23 protein-coding genes and 1 tRNA gene are annotated in these 25,745 nt (G+C 41.5%); 12 read left to right on the forward strand and 12 right to left on the reverse strand.

Annotation, left to right across the window (positions count from 1 at the left end):
- Positions 1-16: 16 nt before the first annotated feature.
- From V7K49_RS32395 to V7K49_RS32430, 8 genes are all read right to left on the reverse strand, one after another.
- Positions 17-328, reverse strand: coding sequence for a DUF6679 family protein (locus tag V7K49_RS32395; protein ID WP_012408115.1), 312 nt, complete (start codon positions 326-328; stop codon positions 17-19).
- Positions 329-943: 615 nt separating this feature from the next.
- The gene (locus V7K49_RS32400) at positions 944-1,153 is read right to left on the reverse strand and encodes a hypothetical protein (RefSeq protein WP_334725977.1); all 210 of its coding nucleotides are present in this window, start codon (positions 1,151-1,153) and stop codon (positions 944-946) included.
- Positions 1,154-1,439: 286 nt separating this feature from the next.
- Positions 1,440-2,249, reverse strand: coding sequence for a Nif3-like dinuclear metal center hexameric protein (locus V7K49_RS32405; RefSeq protein WP_335209309.1), 810 nt, complete (start codon positions 2,247-2,249; stop codon positions 1,440-1,442).
- Between the two features lie 82 nt (positions 2,250-2,331).
- Positions 2,332-3,081, reverse strand: a complete 750-nt coding sequence (locus V7K49_RS32410; RefSeq protein ID WP_335209311.1) for a hypothetical protein — start codon at positions 3,079-3,081, stop codon at positions 2,332-2,334.
- Between the two features lie 317 nt (positions 3,082-3,398).
- Positions 3,399-3,812 (reverse strand): secondary thiamine-phosphate synthase enzyme YjbQ, encoded by a 414-nt coding sequence (locus V7K49_RS32415; protein ID WP_335209312.1) that lies wholly within the window; start codon positions 3,810-3,812, stop codon positions 3,399-3,401.
- A gap of 219 nt (positions 3,813-4,031) precedes the next feature.
- Positions 4,032-5,114, reverse strand: a complete 1,083-nt coding sequence (locus tag V7K49_RS32420) for a glycosyl transferase (RefSeq protein WP_334875042.1) — start codon at positions 5,112-5,114, stop codon at positions 4,032-4,034.
- 14 nt (positions 5,115-5,128) lie between these two features.
- Complete coding sequence (locus V7K49_RS32425; RefSeq protein ID WP_334875040.1) at positions 5,129-5,653, reverse strand: ATP-binding protein; 525 nt, start codon at positions 5,651-5,653, stop codon at positions 5,129-5,131.
- Between the two features lie 86 nt (positions 5,654-5,739).
- Complete coding sequence (locus V7K49_RS32430; RefSeq protein ID WP_335209313.1) at positions 5,740-6,930, reverse strand: aminotransferase class V-fold PLP-dependent enzyme; 1,191 nt, start codon at positions 6,928-6,930, stop codon at positions 5,740-5,742.
- 204 nt (positions 6,931-7,134) lie between these two features.
- Between V7K49_RS32430 and V7K49_RS32435 the strand changes: the two genes are divergently transcribed.
- The 11 genes from V7K49_RS32435 (at position 7,135) to V7K49_RS32485 (ending at position 20,062) form a co-directional block, all read left to right on the forward strand.
- Positions 7,135-8,598 carry a TM0106 family RecB-like putative nuclease gene (locus V7K49_RS32435; RefSeq protein ID WP_335209315.1) on the forward strand — a complete coding sequence of 488 codons (1,464 nt, stop codon included), beginning with the start codon at positions 7,135-7,137 and terminating at the stop codon, positions 8,596-8,598.
- Positions 8,599-8,741: 143 nt separating this feature from the next.
- Positions 8,742-9,926, forward strand: coding sequence for an esterase-like activity of phytase family protein (locus tag V7K49_RS32440; RefSeq protein ID WP_335209317.1), 1,185 nt, complete (start codon positions 8,742-8,744; stop codon positions 9,924-9,926).
- 295 nt (positions 9,927-10,221) lie between these two features.
- Positions 10,222-11,844 carry a serine/threonine protein kinase gene (locus V7K49_RS32445; RefSeq protein WP_442948716.1) on the forward strand — a complete coding sequence of 541 codons (1,623 nt, stop codon included), beginning with the start codon at positions 10,222-10,224 and terminating at the stop codon, positions 11,842-11,844.
- A 101-nt stretch (positions 11,845-11,945) separates the two neighbouring features.
- A complete protein-coding gene (locus V7K49_RS32450) occupies positions 11,946-13,472 on the forward strand; it encodes a serine/threonine protein kinase (RefSeq protein WP_335209319.1) in 1,527 nt (508 codons plus the stop codon).
- Positions 13,473-13,591: 119 nt separating this feature from the next.
- Positions 13,592-13,665, forward strand: a tRNA-Asp gene (locus V7K49_RS32455).
- 149 nt (positions 13,666-13,814) lie between these two features.
- The gene (gltX, locus tag V7K49_RS32460; RefSeq protein WP_335209321.1) at positions 13,815-15,260 is read left to right on the forward strand and encodes a glutamate--tRNA ligase; all 1,446 of its coding nucleotides are present in this window, start codon (positions 13,815-13,817) and stop codon (positions 15,258-15,260) included.
- A gap of 223 nt (positions 15,261-15,483) precedes the next feature.
- Entirely contained in the window at positions 15,484-15,978 is a 495-nt protein-coding gene (locus V7K49_RS32465; RefSeq protein WP_335209322.1) for a hypothetical protein, read from the forward strand.
- Positions 15,979-16,269: 291 nt separating this feature from the next.
- A complete protein-coding gene (gene ftsH2, locus V7K49_RS32470) occupies positions 16,270-18,156 on the forward strand; it encodes an ATP-dependent zinc metalloprotease FtsH2 (protein ID WP_334875026.1) in 1,887 nt (628 codons plus the stop codon).
- A 108-nt stretch (positions 18,157-18,264) separates the two neighbouring features.
- On the forward strand, positions 18,265-18,702 hold the full coding sequence (locus tag V7K49_RS32475) for a hypothetical protein (RefSeq protein ID WP_335209323.1): 438 nt from the start codon (positions 18,265-18,267) through the stop codon (positions 18,700-18,702).
- 64 nt (positions 18,703-18,766) lie between these two features.
- Positions 18,767-19,312, forward strand: coding sequence for a hypothetical protein (locus V7K49_RS32480; protein WP_334875022.1), 546 nt, complete (start codon positions 18,767-18,769; stop codon positions 19,310-19,312).
- A gap of 138 nt (positions 19,313-19,450) precedes the next feature.
- A complete protein-coding gene (locus V7K49_RS32485) occupies positions 19,451-20,062 on the forward strand; it encodes a hypothetical protein (RefSeq protein WP_335209325.1) in 612 nt (203 codons plus the stop codon).
- Between the two features lie 31 nt (positions 20,063-20,093).
- On the opposite strand, the gene V7K49_RS32490 is transcribed toward V7K49_RS32485, so the two are convergent.
- Positions 20,094-21,404, reverse strand: coding sequence for an aminopeptidase P N-terminal domain-containing protein (locus V7K49_RS32490; RefSeq protein WP_335209327.1), 1,311 nt, complete (start codon positions 21,402-21,404; stop codon positions 20,094-20,096).
- A 448-nt stretch (positions 21,405-21,852) separates the two neighbouring features.
- On the opposite strand from V7K49_RS32490, the gene V7K49_RS32495 reads away from it, so the two are divergent.
- The gene (locus V7K49_RS32495) at positions 21,853-23,094 is read left to right on the forward strand and encodes an FG-GAP repeat domain-containing protein (RefSeq protein ID WP_335209329.1); all 1,242 of its coding nucleotides are present in this window, start codon (positions 21,853-21,855) and stop codon (positions 23,092-23,094) included.
- 308 nt (positions 23,095-23,402) lie between these two features.
- Here V7K49_RS32495 and V7K49_RS32500 read toward each other — a convergent pair whose 3' ends face one another.
- From V7K49_RS32500 to V7K49_RS32510, 3 genes are all read right to left on the reverse strand, one after another.
- Positions 23,403-24,170: an MBL fold metallo-hydrolase gene (locus V7K49_RS32500; protein WP_334792845.1), complete on the reverse strand. Its 768-nt coding sequence runs from the start codon at positions 24,168-24,170 to the stop codon at positions 23,403-23,405.
- A gap of 3 nt (positions 24,171-24,173) precedes the next feature.
- The gene (locus V7K49_RS32505; protein WP_335209331.1) at positions 24,174-24,773 is read right to left on the reverse strand and encodes an anthranilate synthase component II; all 600 of its coding nucleotides are present in this window, start codon (positions 24,771-24,773) and stop codon (positions 24,174-24,176) included.
- 484 nt (positions 24,774-25,257) lie between these two features.
- Positions 25,258-25,713: a diacylglycerol kinase family protein gene (locus tag V7K49_RS32510; RefSeq protein ID WP_334875012.1), complete on the reverse strand. Its 456-nt coding sequence runs from the start codon at positions 25,711-25,713 to the stop codon at positions 25,258-25,260.
- Positions 25,714-25,745 lie beyond the last annotated feature (32 nt).

Raw genomic sequence — 25,745 nt, forward strand, 5'->3', positions numbered from 1 at the left:
CAGCACTCAGCATTGATTATTCTGGATTCGAGTCAGTGTAACGGTTGTGGATGCGCTCTGCTTCGGGACAGTCTTCAGTCATCAGAGGTTCCACATTCCCGCGTGGCACTGAAGCTAATTTTTGCGTTACAGCACCAATGCTCTCGAGGCGAACCATTTCTTCCCAAGAACAAACTTCGTCCTCTTCTTCTGTTTCATAGCGTAGGGTCACTAAATCTCCCTCTATGTCTATGATGCGGGCGCGTTCAATCCAGCGTTGCTGGTCCCGCAAGAAAACACATACCTCGCGCCCATCGCAACACAGTTGATAAATCTTGCGGTGTAGCATGTACTGTTTCTGCCTTTTTAAACAACGTAGTTAAACCTTTCAAAATCTGGGTTCTACCCCATTACATTACACCTTTAAGAGGTTAATTTCACCGTTCAGAACAACTACGCTTCATAAACCAATCCCAATACTTGCTTATAGTTGTCAAAATATTGGGAAATTTTGGATCATAAATCAGTGGTTGCTCTAGCAATGAACTCAATCTCCTTCGGCTCGTTCTAAGGAATGTCTGCTTCATAGAAGTCAAACAATTCGGGATCTGTCCTAACCAGATTCATATATAATGGTGAGTCATTATTACCTTTATGTAATAAATAATACTCAAAAAGAATCGTTGATTGCGGTTGTTTAATTTGCCTACTTTTAGTCATTGGCATTACTGGGAAGTCCGGGGACTTGGCTTTACTTTTACCCATGTGTATCTGATCTTAACTCATTCTCTTGCTGACCTTGATGGTTTTCAACAACAACACCCAAAGAGTTTTGAGTTTTTAAGGTTATTTGCCTGATCATGGCTAAGGAAAAGCCAAAAGAGTGGCGAGTGCATCAGGCAGGAGAAATATTTACACCAAGCTTCCTGCTGTTCCTCTGCTTCTTTTGGAGGATCAGGAAGATTTATATGGTAGGGGATAATTCCATAAGCTTGTTCGACGAGGACGCTTCTCGTTTAATTTTACCTGCGCGAACTGCATTGTATAGGGCTGCAAGGGCTGGTAAATCTTCTGACTGATAGCATTTAGTAGCCACCACTTGATGGAGTAAACCCTCAGATTCAACACTAAGATATCCAGTTTGGAAAGCAGATTCAACGATTGTGCGAATCATCTTGGTTAGGGCAAAGTAAACAATTTGTTACCTCAAGTGTGGAACATTTCCCTCTGCCACTAATTGATATGGAACATAAGGATTATGTGATTATAATTACACTTAATAAGTGATATTCATCACAATCATGGGTTCTGATCAGAGTTTTCGATGGGAGTACTAGTGATATACGGTAAGGATTTAATACAAATTATTCAGTATTAATGTTGATCAGCCGGATGATTTGACAATATTTGTAAAAAAACTTTTAGGCAAGTATCCAAAAAATATAGTTAAACATAAGCAATCAAGCAAAAAACTGGCGGAAATCCTCATCCTTTTGACTCAATTTCACCCAGTCTAGATTTAAGGACTGGAATTTTTGCACCAAACGATCGCAAGCAGGACGTTCAGTAGCATAATGTCCAGCATCAATTAAAATTAGATTGCGTAGGCGCAGCCCGCCGTAGGCATCGCGGCTTTCTTGAAACTGATGAAACTTACAGTCAGAAGTCAGATAAGCTTGAGCACCAGTTTTAACGACGGCTGAAATGTAACTAGCCCCCGAACCACCCAAAACGGCAACTCGTGAAATTGTTTGTTGTAAATCAGTACTTGGAGAAAAAATCAAATTAGGGGAAGCAAGTCGGGTTTGAATTGCTGCCAGTAATTCCTGTAATGTCAGAAATGGTTCTAGCAAACCAACACGACCATATCCTAACCCTGCTTGTGTAGGTACTATGGGAGTAACTTCCTTGAGTTCTAAAATCTGAGCTAAAACGTCAGCAGTACCATCCTGTACTTGGTCGAAATTCGTGTGAGCAGTGTAAATACCAATATTGTGGGTAAAAGCTAACCGGATCATTTCTGCGATCGCTTCACCACTGCGTAATGACTTGGGAGGAGTAAAAATCAAGGGATGATGGGCAAATATCAGATTAGCATTAAGAGCGATCGCTTCCTGCATTACTGCCAAAGTCGGTGTCAAACACACCAAAACCCGTGTTTTTTCCTGCAAAATTCCTGGTTCAATCTGCCAGCCACAATTATCCCAGCTTTCACACCAAGCGGGATTTGCCCATGCTTCAAACCAAGTAATTAAATCACCAATTTTCATCCTATTTTTCCAGGCAATTATTTTGTATGCAGCAAGTAGCTAAATACTTGCCTTTTAAAGGCTTCCAATTTTTAATTTTTTATCAGTGTCTCTGAGGTTGAATATTTAATTTTAATGCTAATTGCTGGCGCATTTCTTGAAAAGGTTTATTCCATACTGGGCAAGCATTCCAGTTCCACACTGCCACTGGAATAAGTTGTTCTTCAGCAAGATAAGTTAGCAGACGGTATTCGTCTTCTGGTTCACGAGAAAATGTGAAGGGATTGCGGTAACCTGTTTCACATAGTTTATAAGATATGATCTGACCATGATTAATACGTTGTAAAAGTTCCTTGCCTTTGACGAGCAAATAATCCAAAAAAATCAGACTAAAAGGCTCTATATGTGCCCGATTTTGTGGTTCTTTTTGTACCCATCTTGCCCAATCAAATCCATACATAAAATCATGAACGTAACGGAAGCGCATTTGCGTTTTATTTCCGAACATCTCTATCAGTAAAACCATTTTTTTGCCAAAAACTTTTAAAAAAGCAATAGCACCCTCATCTGCTACTAGAGCCTGCCTGAGCATACTACTTACCAGAAAATCAAAATCCCAGAAGATATTTTCTGGAAAATTTCGCAACTGAGTACGGACTATAGATTCGAGAGTTTCCTGAAGGGTTGTAAGAAATTCAATGTCGGTGTTTTGTTCAGTAATAAAATTCCCCAATTCAGCAAAATTGGTAATTAATCTCTTTTGGGGATTAAGTGATAACATATTAACAGACTGCTGGGCGAAGATTTCATCAATAAATTGGAAAGTATGAGTTGGTGTCAGTTCTTGCTTCATAGTAATTGAAATAGCCCAGACAGCTTACACTAAATATTAGTTTATAGCTCGAAAAATAGATTATTCAAGAATCACAAATAAACTTAACTTTTGAATTTACAAATTTTCATAAATTCTTCATTGTGTATCTGGTCAATTTCACATCAATAATTTTTGTAAAAAAGCGATGTCTACGATAGGCTACGCCTACGCAGCGAAATTTATTTAATGCATATGACTGCGAAGTTTACGAGATTTTACCCAAAATTTACACAGTATAAATAGGGCGTTTCAACTCTACAAAGTCACACCTTAAATGAATTAAATTTGAGAACTCACTATCCATAAATGTGGATAACTAATTCCCTCGAATGACTGCGCTGGCGATGTTCCCAAATATAAATTCCCTGCCAAGTTCCTAGCACCAAATGACCGCGATTAATAGGGATATGTTCAGAAGTATGGGTGAGTGCGGTACGAATATGTGCCGGCATATCATCAGGGCCTTCTGCATCGTGGATGTATTTGCCTGATTCTGGCACGAGTTTTGCCATAAAATTAGCTAGATCCATAAGGACATCGGGATCAGCATTTTCCTGAATCACTAAACTGGCTGAAGTGTGGCGCAAAAATAGAGTACAAAGACCAGTTTCCACTCCCGACTCTGCAACTATAGCTTCAATTTTCGCGGTAATGTTGGAAAAAGATTTGCCCTTGGTGGAAATTTTCAGTAACTTTTGGTAGTGAGTCATCTGTAATTTGATTGATTATTGACTAATAACCGTTGATTTTTTAGTTTGGATGATTTGCCTCACCATATAAATAAAGTTTATAGCGGTTTTCGTTTGGATGCAATACGCGCTTTGGGCGCACATCTGCGCGTCCCTACTGTATTTTACATAATTTAAAACAGCTATAACCTTCTCAGCAGATAGCTAGCAGCCTATAAGAGGCTATAAGTTAAGTCAAGTTTAATTACTGCGAAAATAGTTGACAATAGCATGAGCGATCGCTTCATTACCATCCTTGGCAATTGGTTGAGATTGCTTTGGTGGTTGAGGTAACTCACGCAGAAAATCCCAAGTCCCTTGAAAAAACTCAGAAGGGGTGATGATTTGGTGCTGGTTATAATTAATTATGCCTTCTAGTATAAAATTTGCTTCAGCAAAATCCTCACGTAACATAGTAATAATAGGCACTTGTAGTATTGTAGCTTCAGAAAAAGTACTGTAACCAGGTTTAGAAACGACTCGTCCACAAATAGGCATAAAATCTACAGGGCGGTATTTGCGGTCATCAATTTTCACTAAATTAGGTAAATCAGGGGCAGATTGATCAAACGCGATGAATTGCCAATCTGGAAATCGCCGCAGGTTATCATAGGGGATTTGCTGTAAACCCAAACCGCCAAAGGTCAACAAAATAGTTTTTTCAACTGCTGTAGTTATTCCCCAAAGAGAACGTAAATCATCAGCAGAGTAACGGGGGGAACCGCCTGTTAAGCCGACATCTGTGATATTGTTAAAAGCCTGCATCGGTTCATGGAAGGGTAGACGAAACAGGCGATCGCACTTTGAATACCAATCACTAATCCAATCAGCAACTGCGGTAAATTCACCCCCCCAATCTCGGTAAATCAAGTCCCAACCAAAGTTACTCATCATCCAGCAGGGAATATTTGCAGCTTTGGCAAATCCGGGAGCCAGGAAGGGAATATCTGCCAAAATGAGATTAACGCGATTTTGGCGGATAAAATTGACTTCTGAGGCAATCAGCGAATTTTGATGCTTCTTAATATCGAGCAACTTTTCTAAAGTCGCTACTTTATCCATTGTCAAACTATCAGTTTGCACCACACCCAAATCAAATGCACGAGGACGATAGATAAAATCGCCTTCTATATAGCACTCTAGCAACCAGCGCGGGGCAGTACTCACCATAATTAGCAGAACTTCTGGACATAATTTTTGAATTGTCGCAGCTACAGAAGCCGTGCGGGTAGCATGACCAAAACCGTGGTTAGTTATGGCTATGTATAAAATTGGGCGTTCCATTTTATAGTTAGGAGTTATAAATTATTAAATGTAGAATGTAATTGAGTCTCTAGCCAATCTTTGATAGTGTATTCATTATTGAATAGCAAAATATTTTCAGCCTCCTGAAGTAGATGAAAATTTTGTATTAGTTCTGCAAAAATCTCCTTTTTGATTCCTTGGCGTTTTTTAGTCTGTTCATTCATTTGCATTCTTATGTAAATTTCCTCTAGCGGAACATCGAGGTAAATTACTTTACTTTTATAATCATGTCGTTTGGCGACTTCTCTAAATCTGTCACGCAACCAACGAAAACAGTTTGTATCATCGAGAATGATATCTTGTTCTAGCTGCATTAAATTCTCCAAAATACCAATTGCGATCTGGTGAGTATTTTCCCACTCTTCAACGGGAATACCATCTCCACCAAAACCAAGTTTTCGCTCTTTATTGATATCATCCAGACTTACATATGCACAGTTTAGGTAATCAACTATTGCTTTAGCCAAGGTACTTTTACCGCAAAACGCCAAGCCACAAAGTAAATAAAGAGTTTTCATTTAATTCAGCAGAGTTAAGTAGAGCCTCTTAGCTTGAGATACCATAACGCACTAGTAAAAGTGCGTTACAACACACCCTACTGATCCTACATTTTGTAAAAACTTTGAATCGCCTCAACCAATTGGTCAATTTCCGATTCTAAAGTAAAGTAATGAACACTGGTGCGTATACAGCTAGGGTCAGCAATTGTCCGAGTTAATATTTTTTGCAAGTCTAAAAATTCCACCAACTTCAAATGAGCTTGGGGCTGATTCTGGGTGAGTTGAAAAGAGACTATACCGCTTTCGGGTGGGGAAGTTCGTAGACATTTGACATCGGGTAACGCTACTAACCGCTGCCAGAGGTACTCACTGTTATGGCAAATTTGCTCGTAACGTTCCTGTGAGGTTCCCCATTGCTGATGGATTGCGATCGCTTCCTTTAACCCAACATACAATGGATAAGCTAATGTAGACACTTCGTATCGTCGCCCATCTGGAAGCCAATCTACAGGCTGAGATTGGCTATCCACAACAATGCCATTCAAGCCAATAAATGTAGGTTTCAGGCTTTCTCGTGCTTCTGGTCGAACATACAAACCACCAGCACCCGCAGGGCCACATAGCCATTTGTGACCAGTGAAAGCATAAAAATCTACTCCCAATTCAGTCAAGTTTAAAGGCAACAAGCCGGCAGATTGGGCAGCATCTATCAGTAGTGCAGAACGATTATTTCTGCATACTTCGGTAATTTTATCAAGAGGTAAAACTTGACCAGTATTCCAGAAAACATGACTTAGTATCACAAGACGAGTATTAGGGCGTAAGTGCTTGATAATAACTTTTACGGGGTCGCCCTCATTTAAAGTCGCTTTTAGAGGACAGGTAGTAACTTCCACAGCGAATCTCCGCGCGATTTCTTGTGCTGTGGCAATCACACCTGGATGTTCGCAGTCTGAGAGCAGCATATGGTCGCCAGCTTGCCACTCAATGCCCCACATGGCGATATTACAGCCAACAGTGACATTTTGACTAAGAGTAATTGTTTGACTTGGTGCATGTAACTCGGAAGCGATCGCTTCTCTTGCGGCTTGAGTCTGGGGCGCTATCCAGCGATATGCCTCATTGCCAAAGGGGCCTATGTGCTGAACATGAGCTTGAGTTTGGGTCATAGCATCCATTGCCCTTTGGGGCATCGGCCCTTGTCCCCCATAATTGAAATAAGCCTTATTCGCTAAAGCGGGAAATTGCTCTCGATGGCTATGCAACCTGGTTTGTGCGACAGAAGTACTGGTCATACCGATTTTAGATTTTAGATTTTGGATTTTGGATTTTGGATTTTGGACTTCGGCTACGCTCAGTCGAACGATTTTGGATTAGTCAAAAGCCATTAGTCATTGGTCATTAGTTTTTCATCTCCCTGATCTGTCTCGTCTCGCCCACTCCATTATTAATTGTCTGAGTTACTCCCAGAGTGTGCTAATTCTTGTTAACTTAAAAGGATGCTAATTAATGCTGAACTCCTACTGCAATACCAACGCTGTAAACGCCGGCCTTTTCTAGATATCCACGGTGACAAAAGTCAGCGCGATGATCCCAATGAGTTGCTGCGAAAACTACAACAGGACAAAAGCGCCCATCAGCTGAGTTTTCTAGCAAATCTGACCTATCACCAACCAGATTATCCATACGGAAACTGGGAAAGGGGAGAGGCGGCAACTTTGGAATTGATGCAGCGTGGGGTGGACTACATTTATAAAGGAGTACTGTTAGCAACTTATTCTGAAGGATACACCTTACTGAGTCGTCCAAATTTACTCGTTAAACAGCCAGGACAGTCCCGTTTTGGAGACTGGATGTACGTCCCGGCTGGTATTGAACTGGGTAAGCGCCCTAAGCAAGAATATCAAGTTGTCGCTGCATTTCATGCCCAAGTGTTGGCAACAGTGCAGGGAGTTGTACCAGAAATAGCTTGGCTTTTATTGCGGCGAACCAACGACAGAAGTTATGCGGTGGATCTTTTCAAATGGATGCCACGGATGCAGCAGATTCTGGAGGAGTTTATTCAAGTTTTAGAGTTACCGAATCCGCCAGAGGTGTTTATTTCTCGGCAAAAGTGCAATCTTTGCCATTGGCATAGTCAATGTTATGCCGTTGCTCAATCTGAAAAACATCTCTCACTGTTACCAGGCGTAACACCCATTCGCTACACTCAACTGCAAGCCCTAGCCATCACTACACTGGAATCTCTCGCCAACACCAGTCCCAACACCTTAGAAAACCTACTTGGTTTCGACAGGGAAGTAGCGCCCAAGCTAGTAGTGCAAGCTCAATCTGCACTGGAAAGACGACCCATAATATTGCCCTATCCGCTACCAATTAAAGATATTACATTCACAGCACCCATAGAGCTTTACTTTGATATTGAGGCACAGCCAGACTTGGATTTAGATTATCTTTTGGGGGTTTTGGTCGTTGATAGACTTGCCAACACAGAACAGTTTTATTCGTTTTTAGCAGATAAACCAGAAGACGAAGAATTAGTTTGGCAGGAATTTTTGGATTTAGTTTGGCAATATCCCGAAGCGCCAATTTATCATTTTTGTGTCTACGAGTTTGATACAGTCAAACGCTTGGCAAAGCTTTACAACACTCCCTACGCCTCAGTGCGTCCTATACTGAATCGATTTGTGGATGTGTATGAACAATTAACCCAAAGTGTAGCATTGCCTGTAGAAAGCTATGCCCTGAAAGCGATCGCTCGTTGGTTAGGATTTGAGTGGCGGGAAAAAGAAGCTAGTGGCGCTAAATGTATTTACTGGTATGATCAGTGGCTAGAAACAGGCGATCGCACCTTATTAGAAATTATCCAAAGCTACAACGAAGATGATTGCCGCGCTACCCGCAGAGTGAAAGATTGGCTTGTCAACTTTTTTCAGGATGAATACGGTTTGCGACTAGCTTAAGTAATTTCGTATTTTGTAAAGGTTTTCAATTAGTTGGAATACATGTTATTTGTAGTGGCGCACAGATGTGCAGCCCTAACACATGTTGCATCCTTCAGGATGATATCTTATTCGTAATTTTTAGACTTTAACAAAAAAAATCTATGCAGCTGATTAAAAAAATCTTCGCAATTCCACGAATTATTTATTTCTTGATCATGATTATAATTATCATTTCTTTATTCACAAATTTATATACAAATGCCGTTGAAGTCAGTAGCATAGAGTTTATCGGAGAAGCCACTTTACCGAAAGGTTTAATCTTTCAAAAAACTGAAGTTGGAGGTTTATCTGGAATTACATATGATGCAAAAAACAACCTTTATTATGCTATTTCTGATGACCGAGGAAAAAAAGCTGCCGCCCGTTTATACACTCTGAAAATTGACTTAAGCAAAGGTGATCTACAAAAGGGTAAAGTTCTTCCTGTCAGTGTAACCACATTATTAAATGAAAATGGTCAAACATTTCGCCCTGGTGAAAGTGATACAGAAGGTATTGCATTAACTAATAAAGCAACTGTGTTTATTTCTTCTGAAGGCGATGCTGGAAAATTAATTAATCCTTTTATTAAAGAGTTCTCACTCTCTTCTGGCAGAGAAATTAAAACACTTCCCATACCAAACAAATTTTTGCCAGATAAAAGTAGTCAAAAAGGTATCCGTAACAATTTGGCTTTTGAAAGCCTCACTATCACACCCGATAAAAAGCATCTATTCACAGCCACCGAAAATGCTCTAATTCAAGATGGTGTTGCAGCTAAACCTAACATCGGTAGTCCTTGCCGGATTTTGCAATACAACTTGCTCAACAACCAGCCAGAAAAGGAATTTATTTACCAAACTGAACCAGTTTCACCCTTTTTGAATTTGACTGGCAAATTCGCTAGTGGATTACCTGATTTACTTGCTCTCGATAATCAAGGACACTTCCTAAGTTTAGAACGGTCTTTTACTGGTTTAGGATTTGCTATTTTCCTGTTTCAGGTTTCTTTAGAAGGAGCCGATGATATTCATAAGATTGATAGCCTTTTAGCAATTAATTCCAAGAGTATTAAACCAGTTCCAAAAAAATTGCTGTTAGATTTAAGAACCTTAGATGTACTGCTAGATAACATCGAAGGCTTAACTCTTGGCCCTAAACTACCCAATGGAGAACAATCATTAATTCTCATCAGTGATAACAATTTTAACTCCCTGCAACGTAACCAAATACTAGCCTTTAAAATTAAAATTGAAACACCACTAATAAGATTATTGCACCGTTTACTCCCGAATCTCAACCGTTAACTGTACAGAGGCATCGTACCTTTACTGCTATTCACTTGTTTGAAGCTTATTCCTGTGTATTCACGGAATTTACTAGGCAACTTTATCTTGCCTATTTATAGTTTACGTGTAATTTCTCAACCGTATTCATTAATAAATATGTTACATAATAATTAGGGAATTTTGCAAAGAGATTAACCATGATACAGCAGAGGATTAATATTCTAAAAATTAGGATGTTTTTTATATTTAAATTTAATAATTAGCTAGACTTATTAAAGTATTTTGCCAACAATGTTTTTCATAAATAATTCTTATGTCACAAAATCAAATTGAGAGTATGGTAGGGCAAAAAGCAGAATTAGATGATTACATTGGACAATTTTTAAATAATCGCTATTTAATCAGAGATTTAATTGGTAAAGGGGGGATGGGTAGAGTTTATTTAGCAGAAGATACTGCTAAAGGTGGTATGCCGATCGCAGTCAAAATTTTATCACTTAGTTTGGCGAACCAGCAAATGTCCCAACGCTTTGCCAGAGAGATTTTTATTGGCGCTCAATTAGGTCGCAAAAGTAAACATATTGTTCGTATTTTAAGTTATGGCGTTACTGAGGATAAGACTCCCTTTTATGTAATGGAATACCTCCAAGGAAAAAATCTCAAACAAATTCTCAAAATTCAGCCCTTAACAATATCAAAGTTTTTGGAGATTTGTAATCAAATTTGTTTAGGCTTAAAATGTGCCCATGAAGGTATTAGCCTCAAAGGAGAGATTTATCCCATTGTTCATAGGGATATTAAACCAGAAAATATATTCATTAGTGAAGATAATAAACAAGGAGAAATTGTTAAAATACTAGATTTTGGTATTGCCAAATTTTTAACAGAGCGAAGCGGGATGACCCTGACAGATTCTTTTATTGGCAGTTTGCCTTACTGTTCTCCAGAACATATGGAAGGACGCAAATTGCTAGATGTCCGCTCTGATATTTACAGTTTGGGAGTATTAATGTTTGAGATGCTGACAGGAAAACATCCATTTCAGACAAAAAGTAACTCCTTTGGTACTTGGTATCAAGCGCATCGCTTTCAAATGCCACCGACAGTTGAAGAAGTGAATCCACAAGTCAAAATACCGCAGGTATTAGAAAAATTACTGATGAGTTGTTTAGCGAAAGAAATAAGCGATCGCCCTCAAAATATCAACCAAATATTAGAAGATTTAGAAAAGGTTAATCTTCAGCTTAATGATGTTATTCCTAGCAATAGCAGTGAGATTATTAAACTCTCGTGTCCAGTTCAATTAGTCCCTGCAACTTTATTATCAGAAAAAGAGTGTTTGCAGAAGAAATGGCCTAAAAATAAACCAATTGCACCAATTGGTTTTCCCCACTTACTACATACTCATCAAAGACTTATACCAACTTTTTGGTCTATGTTGCCTAAACAAGAGATTACAAAATATTTGGATAAAATACATGGTACTGAATTTATTAGTAAAATGAATGTATACCCGATGCTATTATGGGTAACAGTACTATACAATGCCCAACCTTCTCTGACTAAGTGGCTACCTTATTTTCTAGATTTGAAAGATAATAAAGGGGAGAATATAGCACGTAGTTTAGCGGAAGTAGGCTACTATCATCTACTATTTTTTCCGCTAGAAGATCCAAACCGTTGCTCTCATGTAACAACTTTAAAGCTTACAGCTAATCAGCGCCAGCAACTTGTAGATTGCTTAAATATGAGTCAACAATCAAATGAATTAATTTCGCCGAATAAAGCTAAAAATCTTCTAAAAACAGATTATGAAAAGCTGAAATTAGACATTTTACAAAAGTTAGCTGTACATCAAAAAACTGAGAAAGAAGGTTTAAAAAATTGGATGACTAAATTCTTGGAGACTTTTTTTAAACTTTTATCACGTCCTTGAAAGTCTGCTATCAAAATGAAAATGCTTACCACCATTACCCAATGATATTCTTATGTGTCTACTGCTAACTTTAAATCGACTCAGTAGCAGAGGTGAACAAAGTGAATCAAAGCCGATTTACATCTCCAAGTAGTACGGGCTTGCTTGCCAATCGTTATCAACTCAAGCAATTAATTGGTAGCGGTGGCATGGGTGAAGTTTTCTTAGCAAATGATATTTTGTTAGGAGGTACACCCGTTGCTGTCAAGTTTTTGACTAAAACTGTTGTCGATACCAAGATGCAACAAGACTTTGTTCGTGAAGCTTTAATGAGTGCAGCTTTGAGTCAAAAGAGCTTACATATAGTGCGGGCGTATGATTATGGCGTGAATGAGAAAGGAAAACCATACTACGTGATGGAATATCTATGTGGAAAGAGTTTAAAGGATTTAATTCCGCTGCCTCTGTCCATGTTTTTGACTCTCTCTCGCCAAATTTGCTTGGGCTTACAGTGCGCCCATCAAGGCATTAACATTGACGGCAAAATTTGTCCATTAGTTCATAGAGATATCAAGCCTGCCAATATATTAGTTATTCCTGATCCGATATTGGGTCAGTTAGTTAAAATTCTCGATTTCGGGATTGCTAGATTTTTAAATTATGCATCAACAGCTAGTACAAGTAGTGGATTTAATGGCACTTTACCCTACTGTTCTCCAGAACAGCTAGATGGGGAAAAATTAGATAGTCGCTCTGATATTTATAGCCTGGGTGTGATGATGTTTGAAATGCTCACAGGCAAAAAACCCTGGGAACCAGAAACTGATTACTTTGGTGCTTGGTATAAAGCACATCATTTTGAAGAACCAAAAGCGATCGCAGATGTTAAACCCACTCTTAAATTACCTCAGAAGCTAAATAATTTAATCATGGCTTGTCTTGCTAAAAAAGCAAGCGATCGCCCACAAAATATCGCTCAAATTCTGCAAGTATTAAACAGTTTAGAACAGTCCGATAGTCACCGTTTACCTACAACATTAGCCTCTGGTTCGATTCTTAACTGTCCTTTAGATTCTGGATTACCAATCACAGTAGAACAAAAGTGTCGGCAACTTTTATGGCCTGAAAATAAACCAATTCAAGAAATTGTTTTTCCCCAGCTTCTAGACATTGCACAAGCATCTATGACAGCGCTATGGTTGATGTTGCCTAAACAAGAAATCAAAAACTATGCGGTTTCTACCCGTTATAACCAATTTATCTTCATAACATCCCCTCACCCAATGCTGTTGTGGGTGAGTATACTCTACAATCGGCAATTAGCTCCTAAATGGCTACCCTGCTATCTAGATATGCAAAATCTCCAAAATCTTAGAGTGGTAAATTTCCTGGCTGAAAATGAACACTATCCTTTGATTTTCTTTACTCTAGAAGCACCACATTCCTGCACCAACGTTCTCAGCAGTCGCATCGAGCCAACTCAGCGGCAAATGTTGAAAACCTGGGTACAACAGAGTCATAGTCTACCACCCGCTTCTCAACCCCAGTTGAGCAAACAGCTATTAAAGCAGCAGTATAAACAAATGCAATCCCGGATATTACAGCATCTGGAATCAGAGCCACAGGTTGTATTATCAGGTTCTATTTAACGAAAAATTTCCCCCAAGGAGCGATCGCCCGCTAGCCAGACGGGGCAAAAATAATTCCTAACTCCAAAACACTTGACAAGTAGAAAATAAATAGCGATAATAGCAAAGTTGCCAAACAAGGGACTGTAGTTCAATTGGTTAGAGCACCGCCCTGTCACGGCGGAAGTTGCGGGTTCGAGCCCCGTCAGTCCCGTTATCAAGTTATCAGTAGTGAATCTTGAGTAATATTAAAAATTGGACATTTGTTATTTACTAGTTCCTAAGCCTGCATTTCCTTGACTCAGGATTCAGGGTTTAAATATAAGCTACATTTATCAAGCTTTGCGAAAGAGAGAATCAACTGTGACTGTCAGAGTCCGAATTGCGCCGAGTCCAACTGGAAATTTACATATTGGTACAGCTAGAACGGCTGTATTTAACTGGTTATTTGCCCGCCACCACGGTGGGAAATTTATACTACGAATAGAAGACACAGACTTAGAGCGATCGCGTCCCGAATACACCGACAATGTTCTTGAAGGACTGCGCTGGCTACGACTTAACTGGGATGAAGGACCATTTTTTCAATCCCAACGCCTGGATCTCTACAAAGAAGTAGTACAAAAACTGCTAGATCAAGAATTAGCCTATCGCTGCTACACCACTTCCGAAGAACTAGAGGCTTTAAGAGAAGCCCAAAAAGCTAGAGGCGAAGCTCCTCGCTATGACAACCGTCACCGTAACCTCACCCCAGAACAACGCGCCGCATTTGAAGCAGAAGGTCGCTCCTCTGTGATTCGCTTCAAAATCGAAGATGGGCGGGAAATTGTCTGGAATGACCTAGTAAGGGGAAAGATGTCTTGGCGAGGTAGCGATTTAGGTGGTGATATGGTCATCGCCCGCGCCTCAGAAGAAGGTAGTGGTCAACCTTTATACAACTTTGCAGTTGTGGTGGATGACATCGATATGCAAATCACCCATGTCATCCGGGGAGAAGACCACATCGCCAACACCGCCAAGCAAATTTTACTGTATGAAGCAATGGGTGCAAAAATCCCAGAGTTTGCCCACACGCCGCTGATTTTAAATTTGGAAGGGCGCAAGCTTTCTAAGCGAGATGGTGTTACTTCCATTTCTGACTTTCAGCAAATGGGCTTTACTGCTGAAGGCTTGGTGAATTACATGACATTGCTGGGTTGGTCGCCACCAGACTCGACGCAAGAAATATTTACCTTAGAAGCAGCAGCGAAGGAGTTTGGCTTTGAGCGTGTAAATAAAGCAGGTGCAAAGTTTGATTGGGCAAAACTCGATTGGTTGAACAGTCAGTATATCCACCATATGCCAGTAGATCAACTCACAGATTTACTCATACCCTATTGGCAAGCGGCTGGGTATAAATTTGATGGTGGAAGAGAACGCCCCTGGTTAGAACAGTTAGTAACTTTAATTAGCCAAAGCTTGACTCGTTTAGTAGATGCAGTAGCTCAAAGCCAACTGTTTTTTAGCGACACAGTTGAATTTAGCGACGAAGCCAGTACACAACTTAAGCAAGAAGGTTCTACTGCTGTGCTTGAGGCGATTGTCACAGCTTTAGAAAATCAGCCGCAACTATCAGAAGTCGCCGCCCAGGACATTATTAAACAAGTAGTGAAAGAGCAAAAAGTCAAAAAAGGCTTGGTGATGCGATCGCTCAGAGCAGCCTTAACTGGAGATGTTCATGGCCCTGACCTGATCCAATCTTGGTTACTACTAAATCAGATTGGTTTAGATAAGTCGCGCTTGAGTAGGGCGATAACAGAAGCTAATTAGCGATTACTTCCAGATTTTAGAAATATTTGAGATTTTAGGGGCGCACGTTTGTGCGCCCCTATCCATAAGGTAGAGCAACTATCGGAACAAGAAATCATTGACTAATTACTAATGAATTATCCCCAATTTTAAATCTAAAATAGGTAGTCAATTCTCCTCAGGTTGGGAACTTGGTGTGTAAAATTAATGTCTTCAAAAACACTTAGAAGCGAACGTAATTACAATGCCGACAAAAGCGCTCAATAGAGGGATGAGATTATCGTTGATGATAGTTACGCTCTTCATTACATTGACAGTTAATACTGTGACTGATGCTCAGGAAGCGCCAACGATATTTGGAGATGTCACCATTGGTCCCCAGTTTTCGCCAGACCCCCTGACAGTTCGCGGGATGAGTGGTGGTTCAATATCTGGGAGTCAAGTAGCCGCCAGAAGCGAAACAGCCACTGGCCCTTGTACCGGATTTGTTGATGAAACACCAGACCACACATTAGTGCTAACAAGTAAATTTGACTACCTAAAGCTGCAAGTGCAAAGTCCTGAGGACACCACCTTGATTATCAAGGGACCCGGTGGTACTTGGTGTAATGACGATGTTGACGGTAAAAATGCCGGCATTGTTGGTGAATGGCTAGCTGGAAATTACCAAATTTGGGTTGGTTCCTACGAAAAAGGTAAGTATCTTCCTTATACTCTACAAATTACAGAAGTTAAGTAGGTAAAGTCCTTGATTGAAGAGACACACCAGAGACGAGAAAATTTCTTGGCGTCTCTCCCTTGTTGGCGCTCCCTTTTATCGTGCGATATTGTATTAAAATTAAGTTAACTTTGATTAAGATTCTTGTTGGCATCGCCATAATGCCCTAATTGCCTTATGGCAGTGCATATAAGAGATCAAATTAAACAAAATGGATTTATAGACATCCGTTTAACAGCTTAAAGTGACAGAGTGATCAACATTCGGTTGCTAAGGCTGATGACTTGTATAGGTATCTAGAGGCAAATTAACATGAAATTCTCTTGGAAAGTCCTAGTACTCTGGACATTGCCGGCTTTGGTAATTGGCTTTTTCTTCTGGCAAGGGGCCTTTGCAGGCGCTCCTGCTGACATGAGTAAAAATGCAGCCAATACCCGCATGACCTATGGCCGCTTTCTAGAATACTTAGACGGCGATCGCGTCAGCAGTGTGGATCTGTACGAAGGCGGTAGGACAGCAATTATAGAAGCCCGCGATCCAGACATTGAAAATCGCGTCCAAAGGTGGCGGGTGGATTTGCCTGTTAACGCTCCTGAGTTAATTAGCAAGCTCAAAGAAAAAGATATTAGTTTTGATGCTCACCCCATGCGGAATGATGGCGCAATTTGGGGATTGTTAGGCAATCTCGTGTTTCCAGTTTTATTGATTACTGGGCTGTTCTTTTTGTTCCGGCGTTCTAGCAACCTCCCCGGCGGGCCAGGTCAAGCGATGAACTTCGGCAAATCGAAAGCGCGTTTCCAAATGGAGGCGAAAACCGGGGTCAAATTTGACGACGTAGCCGGGATCGAAGAAGCTAAAGAAGAACTGCAAGAAGTTGTCACCTTCCTCAAGCAGCCAGAAAGATTTACTGCTGTAGGCGCACGGATTCCCAAGGGAGTGCTGTTAGTTGGGCCTCCTGGAACTGGTAAAACTTTACTAGCAAAAGCGATCGCTGGCGAAGCAGGCGTACCATTCTTCAGTATTTCTGGTTCAGAATTCGTGGAAATGTTTGTCGGTGTGGGTGCATCCCGCGTCCGCGATTTGTTCAAGAAAGCTAAAGACAACGCCCCCTGTATCATCTTCATCGATGAAATCGACGCCGTTGGACGCCAACGGGGTGCTGGTATCGGTGGCGGTAATGACGAGAGAGAACAAACCCTCAACCAACTCCTCACCGAAATGGATGGGTTTGAAGGTAATACAGGCATCATTATTATTGCTGCCACCAACCGTCCCGATGTACTAGACTCAGCCTTATTGCGTCCCGGCCGCTTTGACCGACAAGTAACTGTCGATCCACCTGATATTAAAGGGCGTTTGGAAATATTGCAAGTCCACGCACGCAACAAGAAACTAGACACTAGCGTATCTTTGGATGCGATCGCTCGCCGCACTCCTGGATTCACTGGTGCTGACTTAGCCAACTTACTCAACGAAGCGGCTATTCTTACCGCTAGAAGACGCAAAGAAGCGATCACCCTGCGTGAGATTGATGATGCGGTAGATCGGGTAGTCGCTGGGATGGAAGGTACTCCTTTGGTAGACAGCAAGAGCAAGCGCTTAATTGCCTACCACGAAATTGGACACGCCTTAGTTGGGACTTTGTTAAAAGACCATGACCCAGTGCAGAAAGTCACCTTAATCCCACGGGGACAAGCACAGGGTTTGACATGGTTTACTCCCGACGAAGAACAGGGGTTAATTTCCCGTTCTCAACTCAAAGCCAGAATTACTGGTGCTTTAGGCGGTCGCGCTGCTGAAGAGGTGATTTTTGGGGCTGCGGAAGTTACCACTGGTGCCGGTGGAGACTTACAACAGTTGTCGGGAATGGCGCGGCAAATGGTGACGCGGTTTGGGATGTCAGATTTAGGGCCGTTGTCACTTGAAAGCCAGCAGGGAGAAGTATTCTTAGGTCGTGACTGGACAACCCGATCTGAGTATTCCGAATCTATCGCCTCCCGCATCGATGGACAAGTGCGAATGATTGTGGAAGAATGCTACGAAAACTCGAAAAAGCTTATCCGTGATCATCGTACTGTTACCGATCGCTTAGTCGATTTGCTGATCGAAAAGGAAACCATTGACGGCGAAGAATTCCGCCAGATTGTGGCTGAGTACGCTGATGTACCTGAAAAGCAGCAGTACGTTCCGCAACTGTAAGCTCTTAAGGAAAAATCTTGAGCTATTGCTCAAATTCAATGGGGATAGTGTTAACTATCCCCATTATTTTATGTAAAACTTATAATTTGTGCGATTACGGGTGGTATTGTGGCGATATTTACAGGTGTGGAAGGTATTCCCACGGCATGGCTGCAAGCACGAGAACCTTTGCCCAAAGGTGATGGAGAAACAATCACACTCTTTTGTCCGACTGGGCCAAAAGAACTGGCTTTGATTAAGGAAAGTGGCGATCGCGAATTTCCTCCTCGACTACCTGAACAGCCTATTTTCTACCCGGTACTTAACGGAGAATACGCCGCACAAATTGCCCGTAACTGGAATGCAACAAGTACTGATACAGGATACGTTGGCTATGTAACACGTTTTCAGGTGCGTGCAGAGTTTTTAAGTCGCTACTCCGTAAAAACTGTAGGTGGTTCTATACATCAGGAATATTGGATACCTGCGGAAGATTTACCTGAGTTCAACTGTAATATCGTTGGTTTGATCGAAGTAATATCAGAATTTCGCCAATCACCAACTTGAAAATCCGAAACTGGCAGCAAAGATACTGTATACAATAATCTAGCCACTTTTATTCGCACAATTTATGAATAGTAAAGCTAAATTATTGACTCTTGCTTCCTTAACGTTGGCCGTTTCTTCTCTAACTGTCAGCACAGTTGTAGCACAGGCAAAACTGACAAATCAATCGAAATTGTTCATCAATGGTATCGGACAAATAAGAGTTGGGATGACTGTTTCCCAAGCGGCAAAGGCTGCTGCTACTCAGCTAGTGGGTGATCCACCGAATAACAGTTGCTACTACGTTAAGCCACAAAACGAACCCAAAAATCTTTTGTTTATGGTTACAAAAGGTCGTATTTCTAGAGTAGATGTGCGGCAGAATACCCAGATTACTACCCTCAAAGGTGCAAAAATTGGCGACACCGAAGCGCAAATCAAGTCTCTCTACCCAGGACAAATTAAAGTCACACCTCATAAATACGTCCAAGGCGGACACTACTTGACATTTATCCCGAAAGACCGTGCTAACCAGAACTATCGTGTGGTATTCGAGACTAACGGGAAGCGTGTCACTCAGTTTCGGTCAGGTAAACTGCCAGAAGTTGAATTTGTTGAAGGCTGTTCTTGATCTGAGATATCATCAAACTTACTTCCTTAGCTTCCGCAGCTTACGTTGGCTATGCCCGCCGTACCCCTACGGGGAAGCAAGCTACGCCGAGCGTCTGGTAGAGTTGGCATGTCTACACTTTATTACTGAGATGATCCAATGCCGTACAGCGCCTTTAATCTTAGCAAAGTAAAAACCGACTTTAAATTAATCTTTGTTGAAAATCAAGATTTATTTGGGGATATACAGGCAGTTTCTCCGAGTGAATATTTAAATTTGATTTTCTCTGAGCATCTACCATTAGTAACAGCAATAAATACAGAAAAAGCTCGTTCGGAACTAATTATTATGCCTGTTTTAATTGAAGTTAAACGCTTTTTTAAATACCAAATTAGCATATTTTCTGGTTCAGAGTTTAATGTAGATGCTTCTAAAGGCTTAGAAGGACGCTGTGATTTTATTCTCAGTTGTTCACCAGAACAATATGATATTACTAGCCCTGTCGTGACTATTGTGGAAGCTAAAAATGAGAGTATTAAATCTGGTTTAGGACAATGCATTGCGACAATGATTGCATCTCAATTGTTTAACCAGCAACAAGGAAATATTATAAATGAAATTTATGGTGTAGTCACAACAGGAACAGATTGGAAATTTCTGAAACTTTGTGAGAATACCATCTTTATCGATAAGAACGATTACTTTATTAAAGAAATAGATAAAATCTTAGGAATTCTGACAATGACTCTGATGGCTTGCCCGCAATTTTAGCTTAGGGATGGTACACACCATCCCCATTTTTCTATCGTTCTACTTCATCTACTGCTTTGGGAACCCCCGCAGTTAACACCTCATGTCCATCAGATGTAACTAACACATCATCCTCAATCCGAATACCAATACCAATCCATCGAGGATCAGTCTCTGGTTGGTCTTCTGCTAGTTTGGTGTCAGGCACAATATATAATCCCGGTTCCACTGTCAGAATTTGACCTGGTTGCAAAATCTGCGGTTTATCTTCACCGTGCTGGTAAACACCCACATCATGGACATCCAACCCTAACCAATGACTGGTGCGATGCATATAATATGGCTTATATTTCTCTTCCTCAATTAACTTGTCAATTTCACCTTTGAGAATGCCAAGTTCGACTAAACCTTCGGTGAGGACACGCACTGCTGTATCGTGAACTAATTTGAAGGGATTACCTGGTTGCACTTGGGCGATCGCTTGTTTTTGCGCTGACAAAACAATCTCATACAGCGTCTTTTGTTCTGGGGTAAATTTACCCCCGACAGGAAATGTCCGGGTAATATCAGAGTTGTAATAACCGTAGGCACAACCAGCATCAATTAGCAGTAATTCTCCATCCTGCATTTGACGATTATTTTCAATGTAGTGCAGTACGCAAGCATTTACGCCAGAAGCCACAATCGAAGGATAAGCCGGGCCTATCCCACCCCGGACTCGAAAGATGCGTTCCATCTCTGCCTGAATTTCGTACTCATAACGTCCGGGTGCAGCAATTTCTTGTGCGTAATTGTGTGCTTCAGTTGCGATCGCTACTGCTTGACGCATCAATCCCAACTCAGCTTCACTTTTGATTAGTCTCATGCTGTTGAGGACTGGGCCAGTATCTTCAATGGCGATCGGCCCTGTACCACGCTTGGGATAAGTCCGCAGTAAACTCTGATAATGTCCCAGAATTTGGTCATTGAAGGTGCGATCGCGTCCTAAGTGATAGTAAATGCGGTTAGCTTTTTCCAAATACTGTGGCAACTTTTCATCTAACTCGCTAATCGGGTACGCTTCATCAGCACCATAAATTTCCTTGGCTGCATCTACCCCACAAAGATAACCAGTCCATACTTCCCTTTCCCGATCCTTCGGTTGGACAAATAGCACAAACCGATGTTCTGAATGATGCGGCGCTAACACTGCAACTGCCTGTGGTTCGTTAAAACCAGTCAGGTAGAAGAAATCACTGTCTTGGCGATAAACATACTCGACATCGTTGTGCATCACTGCCATTGGCGCACTGCGAAAGATGGCTGTGCCATCACCAATTTTTGCCATTAACTGCTCGCGACGCTGCCGATATTCTGCTTGCATAGCTGATGTATGTATTAAACTATTGTGTCATTTTACACTTCTGGCAACCAGCGGATGCACAGATTATGCTTCTCAGTAGTTGCTAATCTAAGTTATTCTAACCAATATTTGTTTCAACTCAAGTCATAAACTATTGATGAATAATCAATTATCTTGCGATTGGCATCTGGCGTGGGACTACAGGGGGGTCGCAACAATTTACAATTTTCACGAATGATTTAGGACTGCTATATAAAACACGAAAAATATTTTGTTATTGCTTGTATAGAACTTGATAATTTTAGAATCATCGTTTAAAACAAACATAGATTTATCTTCAACTAATAACATTAATAAAGAAAAAATAGTTATAAAGAAATATTGAAACCCTGGTAAATGTTATTGGGTTACAGAAAGAGCTTGTCAAAAAAAGTTAAAACAATATAACAACCAATCATAAAAATACACCATGTCTGGAAATCTAGATTCCTCACCCTTATCTTTGAATACATCTAAATGGGCAGCAGACTCTTTAGCAAAAACAAAAATCTTGGCATCTTCTTTTGATAGTTTGAATTATGATTTGGGATTTGGTAGTAATAGTTCCTCATATGCACTACAAGATGAACCATTGACCACGCCTGCCAAAACGTCAGCAAATCCCAATCCTAATCCTTACTTAACTAGTGCGGCGATTACTCCTGACTTTAACGGTGATGGCAAAACGGACAAAGTTTGGGTCGATTCTACAACCGGTGAGATTATCATTCGGTTGATGGATGGAGCAAAAGTTATGGACCAGGGTTCTCTAGGTAAATTCGACCTATCCGCCTATGATTACAAAATTGCTGACTTCAATGGTGATGGCAAAACCGACTTCTTATTACGTAATAAGTCAACTGGTGAGAATACCATTGCGCTGATGGATGGAACCAAAGTTGCTAATTCAGCTGCTCTAACCAGCGTTGACCCAGCTTGGACTCCTCAGATTGGCGATTTCAATGGCGATCGCAAAACAGATATCTTCTGGCATAATAATACAACCGGTGAGAACGCTATTTGGCAGATGGATGGTACAACAGTTCTGAATGCAACTGTTTTAGATAAAACAGACCCAGCACTAACTCCTACCATTGTTGATTTCGATGGCAATGGCAAGAGTGATATTTTCTGGCGCAATCCGACAACCGGCGATAACACCGCTTGGTTTATGGATGGTACGCAAAAGACTGAACTTGCACTACAATCACAAGACGCCGCCTGGACTCCTACCCTTGGTGATTTTAACGGCGACTATAAGACTGACATTCTGTGGAGAAACGCTCAAACAGGTGAAAACAAGGTTTGGACAATGAATGGGATCGTAGTTACAGAGGGTGCTATGAAGACACTTGACCCAGCCTGGACTTCTAAAATTGGCGATTTCAACGGCGATGGCAAGACTGACATCTTCTGGCACAATGGCACCACTGGCGAGAACACCGCTTGGTTGATGGATGGTACAACAGTTGCCACTGAAGCTTTCTTACCGACTAATACCGCGGCCTTGACACCATCCCTTGGCGACTTCAACGGCGATGGTAAAACCGACATCTACTGGCGCGATCAGACAGCAGGTGCAGACAAAATTTGGACTATAGATGGGACAACAGCGGTTGAGACTCCCATCAGCGACGCAGATAAGCTTGGTGGAGAGTGGTATACGTTCTAAAACCTAGAAACAACAGTCATTCGATTTTAGATTTTAGATTTTTCCTTCAATCTCAAATCCAAGTTGCGCTGTCGGCGCACCAAAGGTGCAACCCAAAATCTAAAATTGGCAGAATCAGGAGTTATATCATGTCCGGTTAAATACCCATAATAGCCGTGCTAACCCCACCCCGGCAAAGCTACACTTTTGCTTCCCAAAGCATCGGGGAGGGGGTGCTTTTATGAGCGGCATATTAGATGGACATCATATCAGGAGGTAGGGGACAGGAATCATTAATTATTTTCCCTCATCCACTTATCCTCTGCTCCTCAAAATTTGTAACTCAAAACCTGAATTTCCCCATTTTCCGGCAATTTACCAGGGCTAATGGATATAGTATCTGTGTTGCTACGTCGCACTGGCATACCTTGCATCAAGGTCAGAAAATCATCGAGTGGCGAAATATCGCACGTAGCAGCATCAGCAGCCTGTGTCCGGTAATGGGTGGGAATCACCAACTTAGGATTTAACACTTGAACAGCCTGCTTTGCTTCCTGAGCATTGTAGGCTTTTGCACTGCCTCCCACTGGAATAAATGCCACATCGGGACGCCCCATTAGGATTTTTTGCTCAATGGAAATGGGTGCAGCGGCTCCCCCTAAGTGGAGGATATTAATTCCGCCTTGCTTCCAACTCCAAGCAGTATTTGAGCCAAACTGCCTACCACCTTTGCGATCGTGGTCTATGGCAATTCCTTGGAACTTAATGCCTTTGAACTCGTAAACTCCTGGTTCGTAGATGAGTTTTGCATTTCCCGGTAGGACGTCCACAGCCCCTTCATCCAGCAGTTGGCTGCTAATCAGTACCAAATCTGCTGCAACTTTTGGTGGACGATATTTAGCAGTACAGCCGACCGCCCGAAATGGATTGACGAGAATTTTCGCACCGCCACCAGTAAAAAGAAAGCAAGTATGACCCAACCACTGAACTGATAAACCGCTAGATTGTGCGTCAGCTTGAGATTCAGAACTCAAGGTAGTAACTAAAGCTGTGACCAACCCCGCCCCAGCATAGCCCATCAACTGTCGTCGTTTCATTAATTATGCTCTTAACTGTAACTGTTCCAGAAAATTTCGCAATAACTGTTTTCCTGAAGATGTCAGGACACTCTCTGGGTGAAACTGGACGCCCTGAATGTGAGGATAGTTCCGGTGTCGCACTCCCATAATGGTGTTATCTTCAACCCAAGCGGTGATTTCTAACACATCTGGGCAAGTCTCACGTTCTATCACCAAACTATGATACCTGGTAGCGGTTAGAGGATTTTCTAATCCCCGGAAAACCCCCACCCCAGTATGAGACACCTGAGAGGTTTTGCCATGCATCAACTCTGGAGCAGAAATTATTTTACCACCGAATACTTGACCGATGCTTTGATGTCCCAAACAGACACCCAAAATTGGCAACTCTTGGCCTAGCTGTTTAATCAACTCTAGGGAAATGCCGGCATCTTCCGGGCGACCAGGCCCAGGAGAAATAACCACGGCTTCGGGCTTTAATGCCCGAATCTCATCTATGGATATCTTGTCGTTACGAAAAACTTTAATATCATCTGCCACTGAGAATTCTGCTGCTAATTCTCCCAGATACTGTACTAAATTATATGTAAAACTGTCATAATTGTCGATAACTATAATCAAAACTCATCACTCCTGGTTTTTACCACTGATCAATTGCAAAAAGCATAGACAGATATCTCATGCTATTTGTTCACTAGGTGTAAAAATAACGCTAACGTGGACGCATAAATATGAAGCGGCTACTCTGGGACAAGCCACTTGCTAAAGATTACTAAGTAACCCTTTAGCTAGGATGGTTAGCACGATCGCATTACTTCAATTTTAAATTGCTGATAATGTGTTCTCTAAAGGGGATTGGACAGAGGGTGATCTCTTTCCGACTCACTAAGCGATGCCTGCGGGGGTCACTGAGCGGCTGGTGAGCGCACTTGTACTGAACGGCTTGCCTTGAGCGTACTCCTACGGGGATCTTGCTACGCGTAGCGTCTCTAAGAGTTGCCGAAAGGAGCCAAAGTTAGTCGAACCATGCCGTACCCCTACGGGGATCTTGCTAGCAAGAGCGTCTCGTAGAGAAGTGCGGGCTATTCGGCGTCACAAATCACATCTACAAAGCCGATATAATTAACCTTACCAGAGGAGGGAGCAATAGCGTACCAGCTACCAGCACTGCTACCAAAGCAGAGACAAGGACTGCACCAGCTGCACAATCTTTAGCGATTTTTGCCAAATCATGGTATGTCTGCTTAACGGTTAAGTCCACAAGAGACTCGATAGCTGTATTTAGTAACTCTAATGCCAAAACTAAACCACTAGTTACACCAATTACCGCTATTTCCACCGCTTGCAGATGTAGAAAAACGCTGAAAGCGATCGCTAAAGCACAAACGCTTACGTGGATACGAAAATTACGTTGAGTTTGAAAACTATAGCTGATTCCGGCCCAGGCATATTTAAAACTAACAAATAAATTAGAAGCTACTTTCCAGGAGAATTCCCGTTCGTTAGACACCAGTGTTTGTAACGAGGTGGGCGTTGGTGATGGAGAAATTTTTTGGGACATACACTTAAAAACACAAAAACAGAGTTGCTACA

The organism is Nostoc sp. (assembly GCF_036919675.1).
Classification (GTDB): domain Bacteria; phylum Cyanobacteriota; class Cyanobacteriia; order Cyanobacteriales; family Nostocaceae; genus Nostoc.

What these genes read in the sequence shown, in the direction of transcription:
- V7K49_RS32400 (WP_334725977.1), bottom strand. Translation starts at nt 1,153, where the DNA reads ATGATTCGCACAATCGTTGAATCTGCTTTCCAAACTGGATATCTTAGT.
- V7K49_RS32405 (WP_335209309.1), bottom strand. Translation starts at nt 2,249, where the DNA reads ATGAAAATTGGTGATTTAATTACTTGGTTTGAAGCATGGGCAAATCCC.
- V7K49_RS32410 (WP_335209311.1), bottom strand. Translation starts at nt 3,081, where the DNA reads ATGAAGCAAGAACTGACACCAACTCATACTTTCCAATTTATTGATGAA.
- V7K49_RS32430 (WP_335209313.1), bottom strand. Translation starts at nt 6,930, where the DNA reads ATGACCAGTACTTCTGTCGCACAAACCAGGTTGCATAGCCATCGAGAG.
- V7K49_RS32395 (WP_012408115.1), bottom strand. Translation starts at nt 328, where the DNA reads ATGCTACACCGCAAGATTTATCAACTGTGTTGCGATGGGCGCGAGGTA.
- V7K49_RS32485 (WP_335209325.1), top strand. Translation starts at nt 19,451, where the DNA reads ATGCCGTACAGCGCCTTTAATCTTAGCAAAGTAAAAACCGACTTTAAA.
- ftsH2 (WP_334875026.1), top strand. Translation starts at nt 16,270, where the DNA reads ATGAAATTCTCTTGGAAAGTCCTAGTACTCTGGACATTGCCGGCTTTG.
- V7K49_RS32480 (WP_334875022.1), top strand. Translation starts at nt 18,767, where the DNA reads ATGAATAGTAAAGCTAAATTATTGACTCTTGCTTCCTTAACGTTGGCC.
- V7K49_RS32425 (WP_334875040.1), bottom strand. Translation starts at nt 5,653, where the DNA reads ATGAAAACTCTTTATTTACTTTGTGGCTTGGCGTTTTGCGGTAAAAGT.
- V7K49_RS32490 (WP_335209327.1), bottom strand. Translation starts at nt 21,404, where the DNA reads ATGCAAGCAGAATATCGGCAGCGTCGCGAGCAGTTAATGGCAAAAATT.
- V7K49_RS32440 (WP_335209317.1), top strand. Translation starts at nt 8,742, where the DNA reads ATGCAGCTGATTAAAAAAATCTTCGCAATTCCACGAATTATTTATTTC.
- V7K49_RS32435 (WP_335209315.1), top strand. Translation starts at nt 7,135, where the DNA reads ATGCTAATTAATGCTGAACTCCTACTGCAATACCAACGCTGTAAACGC.
- V7K49_RS32465 (WP_335209322.1), top strand. Translation starts at nt 15,484, where the DNA reads ATGCCGACAAAAGCGCTCAATAGAGGGATGAGATTATCGTTGATGATA.
- V7K49_RS32500 (WP_334792845.1), bottom strand. Translation starts at nt 24,170, where the DNA reads ATGAAACGACGACAGTTGATGGGCTATGCTGGGGCGGGGTTGGTCACA.
- V7K49_RS32415 (WP_335209312.1), bottom strand. Translation starts at nt 3,812, where the DNA reads ATGACTCACTACCAAAAGTTACTGAAAATTTCCACCAAGGGCAAATCT.
- V7K49_RS32510 (WP_334875012.1), bottom strand. Translation starts at nt 25,713, where the DNA reads ATGTCCCAAAAAATTTCTCCATCACCAACGCCCACCTCGTTACAAACA.
- V7K49_RS32420 (WP_334875042.1), bottom strand. Translation starts at nt 5,114, where the DNA reads ATGGAACGCCCAATTTTATACATAGCCATAACTAACCACGGTTTTGGT.
- V7K49_RS32495 (WP_335209329.1), top strand. Translation starts at nt 21,853, where the DNA reads ATGTCTGGAAATCTAGATTCCTCACCCTTATCTTTGAATACATCTAAA.
- V7K49_RS32445 (WP_442948716.1), top strand. Translation starts at nt 10,222, where the DNA reads ATGTCACAAAATCAAATTGAGAGTATGGTAGGGCAAAAAGCAGAATTA.